This window comes from Opitutus sp. sgz309028, from assembly GCF_059821195.1.
Map to the genome: position 1 here is coordinate 874,264 of NZ_JCAMRR010000002.1, position 19,195 is coordinate 893,458.

At 66.4% G+C, this 19,195-nt stretch carries 14 protein-coding genes and 2 tRNA genes; 8 read left to right on the top strand and 8 right to left on the bottom strand.

Going from position 1 to position 19,195, the window contains the following annotated elements:
• Positions 1-2 precede the first annotated feature (2 nt).
• Positions 3-3,008 carry a glycosyl hydrolase gene (locus AC6RV7_RS09400; protein ID WP_500093715.1) on the top strand — a complete coding sequence of 1,002 codons (3,006 nt, stop codon included), beginning with the start codon at positions 3-5 and terminating at the stop codon, positions 3,006-3,008.
• A gap of 123 nt (positions 3,009-3,131) precedes the next feature.
• Here AC6RV7_RS09400 and AC6RV7_RS09405 read toward each other — a convergent pair.
• Both AC6RV7_RS09405 and AC6RV7_RS09410 read right to left on the bottom strand, forming a co-directional pair.
• Positions 3,132-3,206: transfer RNA gene (locus AC6RV7_RS09405), tRNA-Met, on the bottom strand.
• An 89-nt stretch (positions 3,207-3,295) separates the two neighbouring features.
• Positions 3,296-3,622 (bottom strand): hypothetical protein, encoded by a 327-nt coding sequence (locus tag AC6RV7_RS09410; RefSeq protein WP_500093716.1) that lies wholly within the window; start codon positions 3,620-3,622, stop codon positions 3,296-3,298.
• A gap of 405 nt (positions 3,623-4,027) precedes the next feature.
• Here AC6RV7_RS09410 and AC6RV7_RS09415 point away from each other — a divergent pair, with 405 nt between their 5' ends.
• Positions 4,028-5,791, top strand: coding sequence for an ATP-binding cassette domain-containing protein (locus AC6RV7_RS09415; RefSeq protein ID WP_500093717.1), 1,764 nt, complete (start codon positions 4,028-4,030; stop codon positions 5,789-5,791).
• On the opposite strand, the gene AC6RV7_RS09420 is transcribed toward AC6RV7_RS09415, so the two are convergent.
• A complete protein-coding gene (locus tag AC6RV7_RS09420; protein ID WP_500093718.1) occupies positions 5,782-8,184 on the bottom strand; it encodes an STT3 domain-containing protein in 2,403 nt (800 codons plus the stop codon). The two genes, AC6RV7_RS09415 and AC6RV7_RS09420, sit on opposite strands and share 10 nt — an antisense overlap.
• A 71-nt stretch (positions 8,185-8,255) precedes the next feature.
• Entirely contained in the window at positions 8,256-9,383 is a 1,128-nt protein-coding gene (locus tag AC6RV7_RS09425) for a UDP-N-acetylglucosamine--N-acetylmuramyl-(pentapeptide) pyrophosphoryl-undecaprenol N-acetylglucosamine transferase (RefSeq protein ID WP_500093719.1), read from the bottom strand.
• Between the two features lie 253 nt (positions 9,384-9,636).
• Between AC6RV7_RS09425 and AC6RV7_RS09430 the strand changes: the two genes are divergently transcribed.
• The 5 genes from AC6RV7_RS09430 to AC6RV7_RS09450 all read left to right on the top strand — a co-directional run bounded on the left by AC6RV7_RS09430 (position 9,637) and on the right by AC6RV7_RS09450 (position 16,173).
• A complete protein-coding gene (locus AC6RV7_RS09430) occupies positions 9,637-10,302 on the top strand; it encodes a PEP-CTERM sorting domain-containing protein (protein ID WP_500093720.1) in 666 nt (221 codons plus the stop codon).
• 100 nt (positions 10,303-10,402) lie between these two features.
• The gene (locus AC6RV7_RS09435; RefSeq protein ID WP_500093721.1) at positions 10,403-11,092 is read left to right on the top strand and encodes a PEP-CTERM sorting domain-containing protein; all 690 of its coding nucleotides are present in this window, start codon (positions 10,403-10,405) and stop codon (positions 11,090-11,092) included.
• A 91-nt stretch (positions 11,093-11,183) separates the two neighbouring features.
• Complete coding sequence (locus tag AC6RV7_RS09440) at positions 11,184-12,368, top strand: glycosyltransferase (RefSeq protein ID WP_500093722.1); 1,185 nt, start codon at positions 11,184-11,186, stop codon at positions 12,366-12,368.
• Positions 12,365-13,558 (top strand): glycosyltransferase, encoded by a 1,194-nt coding sequence (locus AC6RV7_RS09445; protein ID WP_500093723.1) that lies wholly within the window; start codon positions 12,365-12,367, stop codon positions 13,556-13,558. Before AC6RV7_RS09440 ends, AC6RV7_RS09445 begins: the two co-directional genes overlap by 4 nt.
• Positions 13,559-13,719: 161 nt before the next feature.
• Positions 13,720-16,173 carry a DEAD/DEAH box helicase gene (locus AC6RV7_RS09450; RefSeq protein ID WP_500094197.1) on the top strand — a complete coding sequence of 818 codons (2,454 nt, stop codon included), beginning with the start codon at positions 13,720-13,722 and terminating at the stop codon, positions 16,171-16,173.
• Between the two features lie 18 nt (positions 16,174-16,191).
• On the opposite strand, the gene AC6RV7_RS09455 is transcribed toward AC6RV7_RS09450, so the two are convergent.
• The 3 genes from AC6RV7_RS09455 to AC6RV7_RS09465 form a co-directional block, all read right to left on the bottom strand.
• The gene (locus AC6RV7_RS09455; protein ID WP_500093724.1) at positions 16,192-16,929 is read right to left on the bottom strand and encodes a hypothetical protein; all 738 of its coding nucleotides are present in this window, start codon (positions 16,927-16,929) and stop codon (positions 16,192-16,194) included.
• Positions 16,926-17,477 carry an RNA polymerase sigma factor gene (locus AC6RV7_RS09460; RefSeq protein WP_500093725.1) on the bottom strand — a complete coding sequence of 184 codons (552 nt, stop codon included), beginning with the start codon at positions 17,475-17,477 and terminating at the stop codon, positions 16,926-16,928. The genes AC6RV7_RS09455 and AC6RV7_RS09460 overlap by 4 nt, the downstream gene beginning before the upstream one ends.
• 101 nt (positions 17,478-17,578) lie before the next feature.
• On the bottom strand, positions 17,579-18,184 hold the full coding sequence (locus AC6RV7_RS09465) for a mechanosensitive ion channel family protein (RefSeq protein WP_500093726.1): 606 nt from the start codon (positions 18,182-18,184) through the stop codon (positions 17,579-17,581).
• Positions 18,185-18,373: 189 nt separating this feature from the next.
• On the opposite strand from AC6RV7_RS09465, the gene AC6RV7_RS09470 reads away from it, so the two are divergent.
• Positions 18,374-18,463 (top strand) — tRNA-Ser (locus AC6RV7_RS09470).
• Positions 18,464-18,480: 17 nt separating this feature from the next.
• On the opposite strand, the gene AC6RV7_RS09475 is transcribed toward AC6RV7_RS09470, so the two are convergent.
• The gene (locus AC6RV7_RS09475; RefSeq protein WP_500093727.1) at positions 18,481-19,188 is read right to left on the bottom strand and encodes an SGNH/GDSL hydrolase family protein; all 708 of its coding nucleotides are present in this window, start codon (positions 19,186-19,188) and stop codon (positions 18,481-18,483) included.
• Positions 19,189-19,195 lie beyond the last annotated feature (7 nt).

A 19,195-nucleotide genomic window follows, 5' to 3' on the forward strand; every position in this document is an offset into this window, starting at 1 on the left:
GCATGACTTTTTTCCGTCGAAATTTTTTCTTCCTCGCCGCGATCGCTCTTGGGGGCGTCGGCGTGGACGCCGTCGCTCATGAAACGCTCTCGCGCGAGTTCCTGCGTCCGCCGGCGTCGGCGCGTCCCGGCTGCTACTGGTGGTGGCTCGACGGGCTCGTGGACCGCGCGGGCATCACCCGCGATCTCGAGGAGTTCGCCGCGAAGGGAATCGGCGAAGTGCTGCTCGTCAATTCCTCGAACCTCAAGCGCTCGGACAACTACGCGGAGGATTACGCGAACGCCGTGAAGTTTCTTTCGCCGGAGTGGCGCGAGCTTTATCGCTTCGCGCTGCGCGAGGCCGATCGGCTCGGCATCGAGGTCGGCGTCAACCTCTGCGGCGGCTGGTGCATGGGCGGTCCGTGGATTCCGCCCGAGCATGCGGGCCGCTGGTTTCTGCAGTCGCGCGTGACCGTCACCGGTCCGATGAAGTGGGCGGAGAAGCTGCCGCTGCCGGGCAATCGCGACGGTTACGACCACGTGTTCAATCCGCCCGGTTTCAAGGACTACATCGATTTGCCGCTCGAGCAGCTCGACTACCGCGACACGGCGGTCGTGGCGTTTCCCGCTCCGGACGACGCGTCGGCGAAATTAGGCGACGCACGCGCGAAGCTGCTGTCGGCGAAAACGAATCGCCGCGACGCGAGCAATTTCATGCGCGCGCGCGACGTCATGGGCCCGACCCTAGTGCCGTGGGAAAACGCGCCCGACGATCGTCCGGTGCCGGCGGAGAAGGTCATCGATCTCACGACGCGGGTGCGCGCCGACGGTTATCTCGAGTGGGACGTGCCGCCCGGCCGGTGGACGATCGTGCGCACGGGCCATCGCATGACCGGTTCGCGTGTGATGATTCCGCCGCCGGAAGCCGACGGCCTGTCGGTCGGCTGGCTCTCGCCCGAGGGCGTCGAGCTGCAGTTCAAGCATCTCGGCGAACAACTCCTCGCCGATGCGGCGGCGGTCGGGACGAAGTTGAAATATTTCTGCGACGACAGTTTCGAGGACGGTTTTCCCAACTGGACCGCGCGGATCGTGGAGCGCTTCGAACATTACCGCGGTTACAATCCCGTGCCTTATCTGCCGGTGCTCTCGGGTTACATCGTCGGCAGCGCGGAAGTCTCCGACCGTTTCCTGCACGACTATCGCAAGACCGTCGCCGACTGCATGGCGGACGGACATTACGCGCGTTTCGCGGAGCTCTGCCACGAACGCGGGATGCTCGTGCAAAACGAATCCGCGGGGCCGAGCCGTTCGGGCACGATGTGCATGGACGGTTTGAAAAATCTCGGACGCAGCGATCTGCCGATGGGCGAGTTCTGGCTCGGGCTGCGGCACGACGAGGAAGGCGGGCTCGATCCGAAGTTGTCCTATGGCGTTTCGCGATTGGAGGACGGGCAGAACAAGGTGACGAAAATGGTTTCGTCCGCCGCGCACATCTACGGGCGCAACCTGGCCTCAGCGGAGTCGTTCACGTCGAACCGGCACTGGCTCGACTATCCGGGCAGCCTGAAGCCGGCGGCGGATCGCGCGTTCTGCGAAGGCATCAATCGCCTGATGATTCACACGTCCACGCTCGTGCGGCCCAGCGACGGGCAGCCGGGCTATGCGTATTACGCCGGCACGCATTTCAATCCGAACGCGACCTGGTGGAACCAATCGGGGGCGTTTCTCGACTACCTCGCGCGTTGCCAGCACCTGCTGCGGCAGGGACAGTTCGTTGCCGATGTGCTCTACTACAATGGCGACTGGGCGCCGAACATCGTCGCGCCGAAGCACACCGATCCGTCGCTCGGCGCCGGCTTCGACTACGATGTCTGCAACGCCGAGGTGCTGCTCACGCGTGTATCCGTGCGCGGTGGACGGCTCGTGCTGCCGGACGGAATGAGCTACCGGCTGCTGGTGTTGCCTGACACCACGCGGATGCCGGTCGAAGTGGCGGCAAAACTCAAGGAACTCGTCGCCGCTGGCGCGACGGTTGTCGGGCGCAAACCCGAATCCGATCCGGGACTGCGCAACTACCCGCAATGCGACGAGGACGTGCGGCGTCTCGCGGCCGAGGTCTGGGGCGACTGCGACGGCGAAAACGTGAAAACGCACCGGTTCGGCGCCGGTCGCGTGTTCTGGGGCGTGCCGCTGCGCGAGATCCTCGCGCAGGACGGCGTGACTCCTGATTTTGAATACGCCGGGTCGGCCAGCGCGTGGATCGATTTCATTCATCGGCGGACCGATGACGCGGAGATCTATTTCGTCGCGAACCGCGAGAACCGGCCGGCGGAAATCGAGGGGATTTTCCGCGTGACGGACCGCGTTCCGGAAATCTGGGATCCGGTCACGGGCACCTTGTGCGCGGCGAGTGGCGTTCGCCGCGAGAACGGGCGGGTGGTGGTGCCGCTGACGTTGGCGTCGCACCAGTCGTTTTTCGTGGTGTTCCCGAAGACGCCGTCGGCGTCGGCGAATGCGAGTGTGGACGGGCACGCTCCTGAAAAAAGTCGGACGTTGCTGCCGTTGGACGGCCCGTGGCGCGTGCGTTTCGATCCGAAGTGGGGCGGACCGGCGGAGACGGAGTTCGCGGAGTTGACGGATTGGACCAAGCGAAGCGAGGACTCGATCCGCTACTATTCCGGCACGGCGACCTACGAAAAACGTTTCGATTTGGTCGCGCCGGTGTCGGGTCGGCTCGTGCTGGATCTCGGGACCGTGCACGACATCGCCGAAGTGCGGCTCAACGGAAAACGGATCGGCGTCGTGTGGACGGCACCGTGGACGATCGACGTCACGGACGCGGCCAGGCCCGGCGGGAACACACTCGAAATCGAGGTGGTGAACGAATGGGCGAACCGCCTGATTCGCGACGCCGCGCTGTCGCCCGCACAGCGCCTTACGCGCACGAACATCGAGTTCAAGCCGGACACGCCGCTGCGGCCTTCAGGGCTGCTCGGTCCGGTGGTTCTGAACCTTCAGTCGGGGCGCTGAGCGCCCGCGATTTCCAGCATCGCGGCTTCTCGCCTTGTGCGAGGAGCCGCACGACCGCGAAAGAACGGGAGCGACGCGCGATGCAAACCGGTTTCCGGTGGTCGATTCGACCTGCAGTCGAATTGGTGCCAGGGGCCGGGATTGAACCGGCGACCAAAGGCTTATGAGTCCTCTGCTCTACCACTGAGCTACCCTGGCAAGGGAGGGGCACCAACGTGTAAAGTCCCGCGGCAAAATCCAACTCAAAATTTCCGCACCGCGGCAGCGGAGTGCAAATGGCGTGTTTTCTACTGCTGCCGATCGTCGGGTCGTGGTGCAAAAGCCTGAATCACCGTCCCAAGGTAAGTGTTGGGCTTCATCAGCACGGCATCCTCTTCCATCGCATCGAACGTGTTCGTGGACCAGCCTTTCGGTGTAGGTTGCTCCAGCACTCGCGCCACTCGGCGCAGGCCGCGGCGGAGAATCACGAGCGTCCCGCTGCGCAGGTCCGTGTAGTTCTGGCGTTCGGCCACGAAGGCCGTGCCGGCGGGATAGCGCGGCAGGAGCTCATCGGTGGTGTTCACAAACACAAACCCGCCGGCGCTGCTCTTCGCCCGGCTTTCGGCCAGAGGCATGATTTCATCTTCCGGCACGAAGGTGGGCGCGGGAAGCTCATCCAATTTCAAAACCGCGGGAGCGCTCCGTGGTGGACTGGTGCAGCTCGAGAGGAGCAGGAGGCTGAGCGCAGCCGCCAAGAGGGCCGCGCCCACTCTCAACCATCCGCCTGGCGCAATAACGCAGTCGGAAGGGGCGGTTTTCATAGTCTGAATCTACCACACCTGAAGAGGCGCCGCTCCGCATAATTTGAGGCGGAAACCGGCGCCGCAGGCATGACGCCGCTTCGCCCGGCGAGTGGAGAGGGGAGTGCGCGCCCAATCGAGATCGAGGGCGGCGATCGGCGGTGAGACAACGCCCGGAGCCGGGCGGTTTTGCAGGCTTGTCCTCCCGCGGTTTTGTCGTCGTCGTTCGCGCTCAGTGACATGAGGCGCGAATGGCTGACCTGTTGGACGTTGCTGGCGGCCCCGCTGCGGCGGCGATGGTGCGCGCTCGCGGCGGTCGCGCTGCTGGCCGCAATGTTGGAACTGGCGACGGCGGCCTTGCTGTTGCGTCTCATCACTCGACTGGAGCGCGGCGCGGACGATTTTGCCGGCGACGCATTGATCGGCGTCGCCTGGCTTCCCGAGACGGCGGGAGCGCTCGCGTTGATTTTTGCTGCGCTGCTGGTGGCGAAGACCTCGCTGCGTCTCGCCGAGACGCAGTGGCGGGAGCGGCTGACGGCGCGCACGGTGGATGCGTTTTCCGTTTACCTGCTCGGGGCGTGGCTGGGCGCGCCGTTGCGGCGCCAATTGAGTGCGACGAATCCGGCGATCATCGAAGACGTGCAGTCGGCGAGTCTTCTGGCCGGGCGCGAGGGCATCGCTTCGGTGATCCTGATTGTTTCCGAAGGCCTGGTCGTGCTCACGCTCACCGGCGTGATGATCGCGCTCTCGCCGCCGGCCGCTCTTGGATTGATCGCGGGCCTGCTGGTGCTGGCGGGCGGATTGCTGCGCCTGGCGCATCGGCGGCACGATCGGCGTTCCGCCGAAATTCTGGAGGCGCGGGTGGCGGCGCAGGGGTTTCTGCAAGGCGCGCTCGCCGGCGCGCGGGAGCTGCGACTGGCCGGGGCGGTGCCGATGTTTGTGCAGCGCTTTGCGAAGATCCGTGCGCGGGTGACCGGACCGCTGGCGGCACAGGAAGTGTGGCGGCAGGCGCCGCTGTTCATCTTCGAGGCGCTGGCGCTGCTGGCGGCGGCGGTGTTCTTGTTTCTCCTGCGTGGGACCGATGCGCTGCCGCTGTTCGTGGTCGCGGTCTATGCGGCGCTGCGCTTGCTGCCGGCGATCAACCGCCTGGTTTATCGCGCGTTTGCGTTGCAGGGAGCGCGGGCAGGATTTCGTCGGTTGCTCGATGCGCCGACGCCGGCGTCGAGACGGGACGTGGCACCGGCGGCGTTCGACCGGAGTCTGGAGTTGAAAGACGCGTCGCTGATCTATCCGGGCAACGCTGCGCCCGCGCTGTCGGACGTGAATCTCACCCTGCGACCGGGCGAATGCGTGGCGATCGTGGGACCTTCCGGACACGGCAAGAGCACGTTGCTGCAGGTGCTCGCGGGCTTGCTCGCGCTCGATCGCGGCGAAGTGTTGGCCGACGGAAGTTCCGTGACCGCCGACGATCCCGCGTGGCAGGCGCTTGTGGGCTACGTGGGACAGGAGTCGCCGCTGCTGGACGACACCCTGCGCTTGAATATCACGCTCGGCGATCGCGAGGCCGACGCAGCGGCGCTGAGGGAGGCGGTCGCGCTCGCGCGGCTCGAACCAGTGCTGGAGCGATTGCCGGCGGGACTCGACACGCCGATCGGACCCGGCGGGCGAACGCTGTCCGGCGGCGAGCGTCAACGCGTGGCGCTCGCCCGTTGTTTTTATCGGCGGCCACGGCTGTTGCTGCTCGACGAAGCGACGGCGTTTCTCGATCCGCCCACGGAGCTGGCCGTCATGGCGGGACTGGCGGCGCGGGAGCAGCCGCCGGCCGTCGTGTTCATCACGCATCGCCTCGCCACCGCGCGGCGGGCGGATCGCGTGATCTTCGTGGAGCACGGTCGAATCGCGGGCAGCGGCAGCTTTGAAACGTTGCGCGCCACGCAGCCGGCGTTTGCCGCGTTTGCGTCGACGGTCGACGCGGGTAATGTCACCGATTCTGTTCAGCGCTGAACGTCGACGTCGAGACGCTCGCCGCTCCGGATGGCGGCCTCGGGCACACGCATGCGACGGAGCGGGGGAGGAGAGAGCCGCAAGCGAGCTTCGGTGGATTTGAACTCCACGAGGTAGCCGGCGGGGTCGGGGCTGACGGCGTTCCAGTCGGGCAGAGACTCTGTCGCATAGGGCACGGTGATTTGCCACGTGCCGTCGGCGGCGGCCGGCGTAGACCAGATGAGCGTCAAGTCCCGGCCGGTGGAGCGAACAGTCGCGTGCAGCCGGAGATGCACGATCGTTTCCGGATCGGTGCGTCCGTGCAAAGTGGCGCCGCGCACGATTTCGAAGATCTTCACGCTCGGATGCAGCTCGCCGCGATAGCCGAGACGGGCGCCTTCCTGCCAGCTCGTTCGCGCCAGGGTCGCGCGCGCGGTGTCGAGGGCGTCGGGTGGCACGCGATCGCTTTGCAGGCTCCATGTTTCGAGGGCGGGCAACAGGAGATGACGCAGCGCGACTTGTCGCGGCGATTCGTAAACGAGGCGGAAATGCGCCAGCCCGGCGCCGTCCGCGGCGAGCAGTCGCCGGCCGAGCAGACGTTCATACTCGCTGCCCAGCGCGACGGTATCGCGTTCGCCCTCGGGCGTGTTCAGCCGGATGCGGGTGAGAAATGGCTCGCGGGGACGGTCCAGCGTGGAGAGATGCGCAAAAAAATAATCGCCAAACGTGCGTGGCTCGATCGCCACCCAGCGCACGGAGTCGCCGACCGTGCGGCCGCGCAACGGCAACCTCAGCGCCTCCTCCTCGCTCGTCGCAAACAGCGGGCGCAGGCCTTCGGCGTCAGGATAGCGGCTGTTGACCACCGGCCAGTCCGTGTAGGTGTTGACGATGTTGCCCGAGGCCCAATCGCCGAGCACGCCCACTTGGCCGCGGGGCGAAAAAGCCGCGCTCTGCCCGGGCGCGGCGTCCACGGCGAGCGGCCGCGGAGCGGGGACGGTGCGCCACCAAGCGACGGTTTGCGTCCAGCCCTCATGCTGCACGCGCACCGCTTCCGTGACGTTGCGTTGATCGATGACGAGGGGAAAGGTCCAGCGAGCGGGACCGACGCCCCACAGCACCGCGAGACTCACGGCGATCACGAGGCTCCAGCCGGCGCGGGGGCGCCAGCGGTGCGTCAGCGTCGCGGCGATGCCCGCGGCGAGCACCGCTTGCAGAGCCACGTGATAAATGTAATCGCCGGTGCGCGCCCAAAGAGCCACGTGCAGCAGCGGCAGCATCACGGCGCCCAACGCCGCGGGCGAGCGCCATGCGCCGGTCATGACCAGGATCACCGGCGACACCAACGCGAGGACGCCGGCTGCGCCGGTTAATCCGAAAAACAGCCGCCAGGTCACCGCGGGATGCTCAAAGACCGTCGCCGCCTTTTCGCTGAGCCCAAACTGCACCGCGGCGCGCACGAACGGAACCGTGGCCCAGGCGACCACGATCAGCACGAAGCACGCGGCGAAAGCGAAACCGCTGATCCGCGCGCCCGCCGCCGGCCAGCGGTCTTGGGCCCGTCCCAACACCGCGCCCAGCCCGCCCAAGCCCGCGATCGCGGCGGCCGAGCCGGCGAGCATGCCCGCATGCAGCGACTCGCGCAGCACGGCCACGGGAAAAATCAAACCCGCGATGCCGCACATCAGTCCATGCGCGAGCAGCAGGCGCACGGCCGCCCGGGCGCACGCTCGCGGATCGCTGCCCGCCCCGGGCGCCAGCAGCGTGGTCACGACGGCCGCGACGACGAGAACGAGCAGATGCAGCGGAGCGCCGAGCCAGGAGAAATGCAGCACGGTTAACGGCGCCGCCGCTCCCCACGCCGGGTGCCACCACGCGCGTGCGCGCTGGATCTCGCCGGTGACGAGACGAATCCACGCCAGCGCCGTCCACACGACCGCGAACATCTCGACCACGTGGTGATCGCAATAACCCGCCGCCGTGCGCGTGAAGGTGTCGCCGGGCAGCAATACGAGCCATGCGGCGGCCACCAGCGCGACTGACGCATCGCCCAGCCGCCGCCACAGTCGGTAGGCGAGCAGGAACGTCAGCGTCAGCAGCAGCGGCGGCGCGAAGAACGCCGCCCAAGCCGTGGCGTCCGCGGGAGCGAGCCCGGTCACCGCGGCGAGGGCGCGACCCGCTGCACCCAGCGACAAATCCCACAGGCCACTGGCGTCGTTGCGCTCGAGTTCCGGGTAGCGCGAAACATCCTCCCACCGCTGCAGCTCGGGAAAGTTTTCCGCGACATGAGTCGCATGTCGGAGATGAAACAGCGCGTCATTGTCGACCGGGCGCGGCGGACCGCCCTCGGCCGGAACGATCAGCGGCCAGGCGGGAAAAATGCGCAACGCCAGCGCCACCGCGAGAAGCAGGATCAAGAGGGGACGCGTCCACGCTGGCGGACGCGACGCCGGGCAGGCGGTGGACGAATCTATTGCCGCGACCGTGCTCATGGCGGGCACAAAACGGCTTCGCCGCAGGCGGCGAGCAGCGCGCGCGCGCAGCGCTCCGCGGCGCCAGGCGGTTCCATCGCCTGCAGGCGCTCGCGTGCGGCGCGCCAGGCCGCGTCATCGATCAGCCAGCTTTCCAGATCGCGCGCCACAGCGTCGGCCGACCAGCCGGCGTGACGGTGCGCGGGGCAGCCGGTCAGGCGCGCGAATGCGTCGGCGTTGATCTCCTGATGCGGCCCCGCCGCGCCCCCGAGCGGCACGGCAATCGTCGGCACGCCGGCGGCGGCGAGTTCGTGCAACGAGATCGCGCCGGCCGAGGACAGGGCGACGTCGGCCCACGTCAGCGCGCCGGCCATATTCTCGACGAAGGGCAGCACCTCGGCATCGACGCCCGCGCCGGCGTAAGCGGCGCGCACGATTTCGGGCGCGGTGTGCCGGCCGCTTTGATGGCGCACCTGCAAACCCGGCACGCGGCGATGGAGGGCGGCGGCGACCGCGGGGGCAGCCTGGTTGAGAAAATCGTCGCCGAGCGAACCGCCGAGCACGAGCAGGCGATGCCCTGGCGCAGTGCGGACGAGGCGGCCGGCGGCGGTAATTTCCGCGCGCACGGGCACGCCGGGGCGTTGCGCGGTTTTGTATCCATCGGACCAGAACGCGCCGGCGAGCAGCGTGCGGGCGACGGGTCGCAGCACGCGATGGGCGAGACCGGGCGTGGCATTGCTTTCGAGCAGGACGAGCGGACGGCGCAGCGTTGCCGCGGCCAGGCCGGGCGCCAGCGCGGCGTAGCTCCCAAGGCTGGCGCAACCCATCACCCGGCGAGCGCGAAACAGGCGCCGCGCTGCGAGCACCGCCGGCGCGAGGAGGACCAGGCTGCGGGTGCGCGTCGCGACGTTCATTCCGAGCCATGGCGCGCCGGGCAGGCCGGCGAAAGCGAGTCCCGCGTGGCGCGCCAGCTCTTCCTCGAATCCGCCGCGGCGTCCCAGGAACAGCAGCTGGAGATCAGGCCGCAGACGTGCGAGCTCGGCCGCCACGGCGAGGCCCGGAGTGACATGCCCGGCCGTGAATCCACCCGCCATCGTCACCACCGGAGGGGCGGAGGTGCGAGGGGGCGGAGCGAGACGACTCATGCGCGGGAAAAAGCCGGAACGCTAAGGACCGGCGGCAAAGACGCGCCACATTTTTGTGGGCGCGGAACGAAAACGCATCCGTCTCTATCGCGGAATTTTTTCAAAAAGACCGGGATTTGCGGCTAGGCGTTGAGTGTCAGTGGCAAAAATTTTTAAAGAGCGCTGCTGTATTCAAGAAATCTCGACACGCTCCGAATAAGCGACGACTTCGACGGCGCATTTTATGGGGATTCATCATTTTTTCGCGGACTTCGTGAGTGTGAGGAAACTGGCCGGTCTGGCCCTGCTCGTCGCCGCGGTGAATGCCCGGGCGGATTTCAGCACGGAGTTTTTCACGAGCGAATCGGCTCCGGCGGGTCGTTACGAGTATACCCAAGGAGGAAACACGCCGGCGCAGCTGGGACTGTGGACGGCCGCGCCGACCTTCAATGGTCCGGCGCTGACCAGCAGCGTGTGGGTCGACACGGGTGGCACTAGTAATCTGCCGGCGCAGCTAGAATTGGGGGCGGAAGCGGAATCGCACGACGAAGGCCAGGTCATCTCGCAGCTGGTGTTCTCGTTTACGGCCGACCAGGACACGACCTTCTCGTTTTCAAATCTTTCCATCTCATCGGACGGAAGCGCCTCTGCTTCTTGGTCGGGATGGATTACCAAGACCGGTATTCTGGACGAATGGTTGGATTCGACGGGGCTCAATGCCCGGACCTATTCTCTCCTCACGGGTCAGACCCTTGCGTTCTATCTGCAAGCGACGGCGGAGTCTTACGATAGCGAGAGTTCTGCCTGGCAACAGGTGTCCTTGGTGTTTTCCGGCGTCGAGATGAACTACACGGCGATTCCGGAGCCGGGCACGGTGGCGGCGATCCTCGGCATGGCCGCGCTCGGCCTGGTCGTCTGGCGCCGGCGCGCGCAGGCCTGAGCCGATCGCGCCTCGGCGCGGGTTTCCTGCGGTCGTTCGGTCGCGCCGGGATCATGTCGGACTCCCGCCCGCAAGTCCGCTCGTATCCATTTTTAACTACATGCGTTTGCTCCCTTCCCCCTCGTTCCTCCGCGGTCTCGCCGTGGCGCTGGTCAGTCTCTCGCTTGGCAGTCGTGCGCGCGCCGATTTCGTCGGTGAGCTTTTCACGAACCCGACGACGCCGGCCGGTATTTATCACCTCGACGCGAGTGGGTCGGGGACCATCGGGCAGTGGAGTCTCACCACCGCTTTCTCGGATTCATCCGGCTGGGCGGCGGTGAATACGGTCAACGTCCCCGCGGCCGTCATCCTCGAGATTGGCACCGCGTTGACCGGCGTGGGGACGTCGACGGCGGAGCTCAGGTTTGCGTATACGGCGATCGGGGACACGACGATCAGCCTTGGAGGCATACGTCCATCGAGCCTGGGTTTTGAGGTCACGGGCGACGGCACGCAGGGGTTCGAGTTCAGAGCCTTCGATCCGGATCAATCGTTCGTTTATAATTCGGTTGGCGCGAAAGGCTCTCACACGTTTTCAATGACGACGGGCCAAACGCTGACGTTCGTGCTGACTGCCACCGCGACGGGGCTCACCTCGGAGGACACTGCGTCCTTGGGCGTCAGGATCTGGTTGCAAAGCATCAGCGGCAGTCTCACGGCGATTCCCGAGCCGGGCACGGTGGCGGCGTTGATGGGATTCGCCGCGCTCGGTTTCGTCTGCGTTCGCCGGTGGACGCGGCGTCGCGCGTAGCGATCGTAAATCTCCGGCCCGCTTTCAAGGAAGCGGGCTTTTTTGTGGCCGCGACAGCCCGGGCCGATTGGCTGGCGACTCTTCAACTGGAATGAAATCGGGTCCTGCACTCGCGCTGGTTGTCGTTCTCGGCGACTTGGGTCGGAGTCCGCGGATGCTCGCGCATGCGCGGGCCTTGCGATCTCGTGGCTGGGCAGTGGCGCTCTGCGGACATGCCGATTCGGCGTTGCCGCAGGATGTGCGGACCGATGCCGGTGTGACGGTGCACGATCTCGGTCGCGGCGCCTTGCGCGGCGCGCTCAACCTCGCGCACTTCGCCGCTCGTCTTCCCTGGCGCCTGGCCGTCGTGCAGAATCCCCCCGGCTTCCCCGCTGTCCTCGCGCTGACGTGGGCGCGGGGCGCACGGAACGCGCGGATCGTGCTCGACTGGCACAACACGGGCGCCGAGTTGCTGGCGGCGGGCTGGCCGTGGCGGCAGGCGTATGCTGCGGCGGAAACGTTCGCGGCCCGGTGGGCGGATACGCATCTAGCCGTGACGCTCGCGCTGAAACGGGCGGTGCAACGCCGTATTGGTATCGTGGATATTCGGGTGTTGCGGGACGCGCCGGGTGAAACGCGACCGGCCGGGACGCCGAAATTCGGCCGAGCGGCGTGGTGGCGGACGCACGCCGTGGTTGAGGGGACGGGAAGCGCCGCAGGTAACGTCCCGCTGGAAAACGCCCTCTGGGTGGTGTGCCCTTCGAGCTGGGGACCTGACGAGGCGATGGAGGAATTGATGGACGTGGCGGCGAACTGGTCGCTCGCGGCGGCAGGGGGGCGAAGCCTGGCACTGATCGCCACAGGAAAGGGCGCACGTCGCGCGGCCTTTGTCTGCACCCTGGCGTCGAACGGAAATGTCGTCGCCAATGAGAAAGCTGCGACGGTGCACGTTGCGTGGTTTTCCCCCGAGGATTATCGGGAACTGCTGGCGCGGGCGGATGCGGGCCTGTGTCTGCATACGTCATCGAGCGGATTGGATTTTCCGATGAAGCTGGTGGATTTCGCGGCGGCGGGTCTGCCGGCCCTGGCCTGCGATTACGGCCCGGCGTTGCGGGAGGCGTTTCCGGCCGCGCCGGGCGACGCGACGTTTCGGAACGGGCGCGAGTTGCGGGCGCGTTTGACCGCCCTTGCGACGGGGGAACGGACGCTCCGCGAAACGGAAAAACCCGCTCGCACGTGGAGCGGCGAATGGAACCTGGCGGCTCCGGATGTCGCGGCGGAAGGAACGATCATATGAGGCCGAAAGGAGAAGTCGCGTTCCTGCGGGCCAGTCTCGGGATCGGCGGCGGCGAACGCTGGGCGATCGACGCGGCGCGGGCCTTGGCTGAAGCGGGTTGGCGGGTGCGGCGGGTTGTGGCCGAGGCGGACATGCGGGTCTTTCCGGATTTGAATGACGGCCTGGAGCCGGTGGAGACGCCTTACACTCCGGGGCCGATCCTGAGCGACCGGTTGCGCAGCCTGCGATCGATCCTGCGCCTGAGGCGGCTGGCCCAGGCTTGGGCGCGAACCGGAGCGCGGCCGGATGTCCTGATTCTCGACGGTCTACCGCAGATCGCCCCGTGGTTGCGCGGACTCTGGCCGCGCGCGCGGATCCTGATGTATTGTCATTTTCCTGACGGACTCGTGGCGCGCGGAGGCGGCAGCGGGGCCCGGCGGCTTTATCGACGCTGGCTCGACGCCTGGGAAGCCCGCGGACTGGCGGCATGCGATGCGGTCGCGGCGAACTCGGCGTTTACGGCCCGCGAGGTGCGCGCGTTCACCGCCGGTCGCGTGGCGCCGACGGTCATTCATCCCGGCGTGCGCTGGCCGGAGGAGGCGCCGGCCTGGCCGGAGTCGGACGGTGGCGGATTGCGCGTGCTCACCGTGGGACGTTTCGATCCCGACAAGCGGCTCGACTTCGCCCTCGACGTGTGGGCCGCGGCGCAGGAGCGCGTGGGAGCAGAGCGGTTTAGCGGCTGGCGTCTGACGATCACGGGCGGATGCGACCTGCGGCGGCCGGCGAGCCGTGGCGTTCGGGCCGGGCTGGAGCAAAGGATCGCCGCGGAGGCGTGGGGCAGCACCGTGCATTTGCAGCCGGAGCCGGATGCGATGGTGCTGGAGCAGGCGTTTTCGGCGGCGCACTGTCTCTTGCATCCGATGCCGGACGAACACTTCGGGATCGTGCCGGTGGAGGCGATGGCGCGCGGGCGGCCGGTGCTGGCGGTGCGGGGCGCGGGACCGGACGAAACCATCGTGGACGGCGGGACGGGGGCCTTGCGCCCGATGGACGCCGACGTTTTTGCGGAAGTGCTCACCGATTGGGCGGCGCAGCCCGAACAGATACGTGCCCTCGGCGCGGCCGCTCGCCGCCGGGCCGAGGCGTTTTCGGTTGGAGCGTTCGCCAAGCAATGGACGTCGTGGGTCGCGGATGCGGCCCGACGGAAATAATCGGCGGGACAAAGCCCGCGCGCCACCGGCCGCTGCTTGCCATCGGCGACGGAGGAAGCACAAACGTCGGCGTGTCAGACGCACCGCTTCCTTCCGCCCCGCTTGCGCCCTTGCCCGGAAAATTCGATCCGGACGCGGCGCTCGACCGGTTTCTCACCGTCATGGCGGAGCGCGGGCTCGAACTCTACCCAGAGCAGGAGGAGGCGATTCTCGAACTCTTCGCCGGGCGTAACGTAATTCTCAATACGCCGACCGGTTCCGGAAAATCCCTCGTCGCCGGCGCGTTTTATTTCAAGGCCCTGTGCGCCGGCGAGCGTTCCGTCTACACCTGTCCGATCAAGGCGCTGGTGAACGAAAAGTTTCTTTCGCTCTGCCGCGATTTCGGCCCTGAAAACGTCGGTATGATGACCGGCGACGCCAGCGTGAATCCGCAGGCGCCGGTGCTTTGTTGCACGGCCGAAATCCTGGCCAACATCGCCCTGCACCGCGGCGACCGCAGCGACATCCGCGCGGTGGTGATGGACGAGTTTCACTATTATTCGGATCCGGAACGTGGCTACGCCTGGCAGGCGCCGCTGCTCACGATGCCGCAGGCGCGGTTCCTCCTGATGTCGGCCACGCTCGGGGCGACGGAGTTCTTCGAGAAAGACCTCGAACGCCTGACGGGCGCGCCGGGCGTGACGGTCCGCAGCACGCGGCGGCCGGTGCCGCTGGAGTTCGAATACTCCGAGACACCGCTCAGCGAGCGCGTGTCGGAGCTGCTGCAGATGAAGCGCGCGCCGGTGTATCTCGTGTATTTCACGCAGCGCGCGGCGTCGGAAGCGGCGCAGGACCTGATGAGCCTCAACGTTTCCTCCAAGGAGGAGAAAGCCGCGCTGCAGGAAGCGCTCGAACGCGTGAAGTTCAACAGTCCCTACGGCAAGGACATGAAGCGCTGGCTGCGGCACGGCATCGGCGTGCACCATGCGGGTTTGCTGCCGAAGTATCGCATCCTGGTGGAGCAACTCGCGCAGAAGGGCCTGCTCAAGTTGATCTGCGGCACCGACACACTGGGCGTCGGGATCAACGTCCCGATCCGGACCGTCGTGTTCACGCAACTGTGGAAATACGACGGCGCGAAGGCGTCGATTTTGAGCGTGCGCGATTTTCGCCAGGTCGCGGGCCGCGCCGGGCGGAAAGGTTACGACGACAAGGGCTACGTGATCGTGCAGGCCCCGGACCATGTGATCGAAAACAAGCGCGCCGAAGAACGCGCGGCGGGCGATCCGAAGAAACAAAAGAAACTGGTAAAGCAGCGGGCGCCGGAAGGCTCGGTCGGCTGGGACGCAAAGACCTTCGAGCGCTTAATGGCCGCGCCGCCCGAGGGGCTGCAATCGCGCTTCAATGTTACGACCGGGATGCTGTTGCTCGTGCTCAGCCGCGACACGGACGGTTGTCGCGCGATGCGCCAGATCATCGCGGATTCGCACGAGACCCCGACGAAGAAAAAGGCGCTGCGGCGACGCGCGTGGCAGCTGTTTCGCGCGCTCCTGCAGCGCAAAATCATCGAGTGGATCCCGCCGCAACCGTCCGGCCGCAAGCTGCGGGTCAACGTCGAGCTGCAGGACGATTTTTCGCTGCATCAGGCGTTGTCGCTTTATCTCATCGACACGCTGCCGCTGCTCGATCGCGAATCGCCGGACTATGCGTTCGACGTGCTCACGTTGTGCGAGGCGATCGTCGAGGACCCGGACCAGATTCTTCGTCGCCAGGTCGACAAATTGAAGACCGAGAAACTCGCGGAGCTGAAGGCGGCCGATGTGCCTTACGAGGAGCGGATGGAGAAACTCGACGAAATCGAACATCCGAAACCGCGGCGCGAGTTCATCTACGACACCTTCAACGCTTGGGCGGCGGCGCATCCGTGGATCGAGAACGAAAACGTCCGGCCCAAATCGATCGCGCGCGAAATGTATGAGCGTTACCAGTCGTTTGCCGAGTATGTGCGCGATTACGGACTCGAGCGGTCGGAAGGCCTCCTGCTGCGGCATCTTTCACAAGTGTGGAAGGTGCTGAGCCAGACGGTGCCGACGTCCGCCAAGACGGAACCGGTGCTCGAGATGGAGGATTATTTTCGCGAACTGATCCGCGGCATCGACTCGAGTTTGCTCGAGGAGTGGGAGCGGCTGCGCAATCCGGAGTTTGCCGCGGCCGACGCGGCGGAGAAACCGGAGCGGCCGTCGAGCTTCGATGTCACGCGCGACAGCGCCGCGTTTCGCAAGCTCGTGCGCACCGCGATTCTTGGATTCCTGCAGGACGCGGGCGCGCGGGATTGGGAGAATGCCGCGGGCCGTGTGCTCGCGGTGGACGAAAAGGAGGCGCGGCGGATCGAGGATGCGTTTCGGGCGTATTTCGAGGCGCGCGGACGTTTTCGTTTGGATCCGGAAGGCCGCTCGGTGAAGCACACGCACTGGGAAACCGAAAGCGGCGCCGACGCTTGGAACGTCGCGCAGGTTTTGATCGATGCGGACGAGCAGAACGACTGGGAAGCGACGTTTGTCGTTTTGCTGGCAGAGTCGCGCGCGCAAAATCAACCCGTGTTGCGCTTCACCGGCGTGCGTCCGATCGGCGCGTAACCGGCGCGCGCGTTTCGCTCAAAGGATCTGTTCGACGGCCTCGCGCGAGGCGTCGGTCACGAGCACGTAATAGTTCTTCGGATCGGACCATGAGGCGACCACGTGATTGTGGCTGACGAACATCGCCGGGCCGCGCGGCGAGCGGTCGGCGGGGAGTTCGTCGCGCCGCGCCACAAACACATGATACTCCTTGCCGCCGCGTTCGAAGCAGACGAGCGACACGCTGTGCTCGTCGAATTTCACGGTGCGGCAGCCGAGGGCCTGCAGGCGTTCCAGTTCGGCGGGAATCGAGCGCGGCATTGGTCCGCCCTGTTGCGCGAGCCAGGTTTTCAGCACCTCGACATCGGCGTCACGTTTCTCGAGGCGGAAACCGTGCGAGACGTAATTGACTGCGAACTGATCGAGCGTCTGGCCGGGCGTCGGAGCGAACCACCACCACGCGGTGACGGAAAGCACGAGTGCGATCGAAGCGGCGATCGCGAAGAAGAGGGAACGCGTCCAGCTCGGCCGGGCCGGGCGGGCGTTGCTGCCGGCGCGCGCACCGGCGAGGATCGCGTCGCGCAGGCCGGCGGGCGGTGCGAGTGCGATCAGTTTTTCGGATACAGCGGCGTCGTGGGCCTGCTGCCGCTGGAACCAGGCGCGCAGCGCGGGATCGTTCTGCGCCTGCGCGAGCGCCTCGGCCATGGCGGGATCGTTCGCGTCGCGGCCGCTGGGCCGGTAGGCGTGAAGCAGGAATTGGGCTTCGTGATTGCTCATGGGGCTTTCGCTCCTTTCGCGGCGGGGAAGGGAAGCACTTTGCTGGTGGAGCCCTGGCGGGTTTGCTCGAGGATCTGGCGGAGCTGGGTTTTGCCGCGGGAGAGCCGCGACATCACGGTGCCGATCGGCACGTCGAGCGCGGTGGCGATTTCCTGATAGGAAAGGTCGTCGAGGTAGAACAAGGTCAGCGGGGCCCGGAAGGTTTCCGGCACGGACTGCAGCGCGGTCATCACGCTGCCGGCATCGAGGCGGCGCACGTGATCGATCTCCTCGTCGGCGATGTCCTGCTCCTGCGGCGGCAGATCCTCGATCGAGGTGGCGCGTCCGTCATGCCGACGCACGCGCAGGAACTCGCGGTAGAGCGTGGTGAAGAGCCAGGTTTTTGCCTTGCTGCGGTCGCGCAGCGAATCGCCTTTGGTGCTCCAGATGAAAAACGTTTGTTGGACGAGGTCGCTCGCGTCGGCGGTATTGCGCGCGAGGCTCAACGCGAAGCGGTAAAGCGAGGCGTAGTGCGCATCGACGAGCTGGGCGAAAGCCTGTTGCGACATCGGTCGTAAGAGCGGGCGAGCGGACGAATATTCCCGCGGCCGGTCGCGGAGGCTGTCGAGGACTTTTCGGCGTCGGCGCGCGGAGGCGGCCAGCGCGATTGTCAGGCCGTCGCCCCGGCTTCGCGCAGATTCCCGGGCGTGGCGTCCGCGGCCGCCTGTTTTTCCCGCAAATGATCGGCGGGCGAGACGGCGTTCACGGCGGCATGGCGACGGCGGATGACTTTCTGAAAGAAGAGATTGTTTGGCACCTGGAGCACGGTGCCGTCGCCGGCGTCGAGGGTGGTGTAGATGAAGTTCAGATCGGAGACGCGGCCCTTGATCGGCTCGCCGGCGATCTCGACTTCGTCGCCGACGGAGAACGGGCGAAACAGCATGATGATGAGTGTGCAGAGGGTGTTGCTCAGCACGCTCCAGACGGCGACGAAACCGATCGCGACCATCGCGAGGATCGTCGAGAGCACGCCCCAGACCCCGCCGATGTTCAGACCGAAAGCGCCCAGCGCGAAGATCAGTGCGGCGATGGAAATCGTCCATTTCATCGCGCGGCGGACGGGAGCAATTTCGCGGTCGGTGAACGACGTCCGACGCGCGACGAATACCAGCGCGCGTCCGAGGACGAAGTTCAGCAGCACGGCGCCCACGATGATCGCGATCGCGGCCGGAAGCGCGGCGAGGAGGACGGGCATCAGTTCGGAAAAATCGGGCATTTCGAAGTTCATGTGCGCGCAGTATCGCCGGATCCGCGGACGCCAGCCATGGAGGAAAAACTTGAAGCGCCGGTCCGGGAGAACGACCAAGGAAGCGGCGAGCTCGTTGCGGACGACGACGGAGGCGCGGGTCGCACTCCATGCTCGACACCTGCGGGGATTCCCAAAACTTAAGCGGCGACCGCCTGCGGAGAGGTGGCAGAGTGGTCTATTGCGGCGGTCTTGAAAACCGCTGTGGGCGAAAGCTCACCGGGGGTTCGAATCCCTCCCTCTCCGCCAGTCTTTTTTCGCCGCGTTCAGCGTTTGGGCGGCAGGAGCGGACGGATGTTCGCGGTGACGGCGTCGCCGAGCAGCTCGTAACCTTCTTTGGTGAAATGGACGTTGTGCGGAAGCTGCAGGTCGGACTGCCGCGGAACGATCGCGGACCACAAATCGACCACGGGGATCTTTTCGTCCGCCATCACGCGCTGTGCAATTTCGTTGTAGGCGCGTTCGTCGTGCGCGACGCGGCCGAGCGAATCGTCAGGCACCGGAGTCGTGGTGGCGAAGAGCAGTTTCGCGCCGGTCTTTTTCAAACGACTGACGAGCTCGCGCAGGTTGGCTTCGTAGCGCGGGAGCGGCGTCACCTGTTGGCCTTCGCTCGGGGAAACGTATTTCCCCGCAGCGTCGAGGTATTTTAGATCGTGCAGACCGAAGTTGAAAACGATCACGTCCCACGGTCGGTCGCCGAGCCAGGTCGCGAGTTTCTTCAATCCGCGGCCGGTGTCGCCGCAGTTTTCCGCGGGATGGTGAACGTTGGCCTGTCCGCGCAGGCCCTCACGGACCGGCCGGGTGTAGCCGAGCGAAATCGAGTCCCCCACGAGCAACACGCGCGGCAGGCCGGGCTCGTCTTCGATCTGCAGCGAGGCCGCACTCGGAATGAGCGGTTCGGCCGGCGGCACCTGCCCGAACAGCACGGCGCCGAGCAGCAGGAACGACGCGAGCGAGAGCGAAAGATGAGCCATGGCGAAA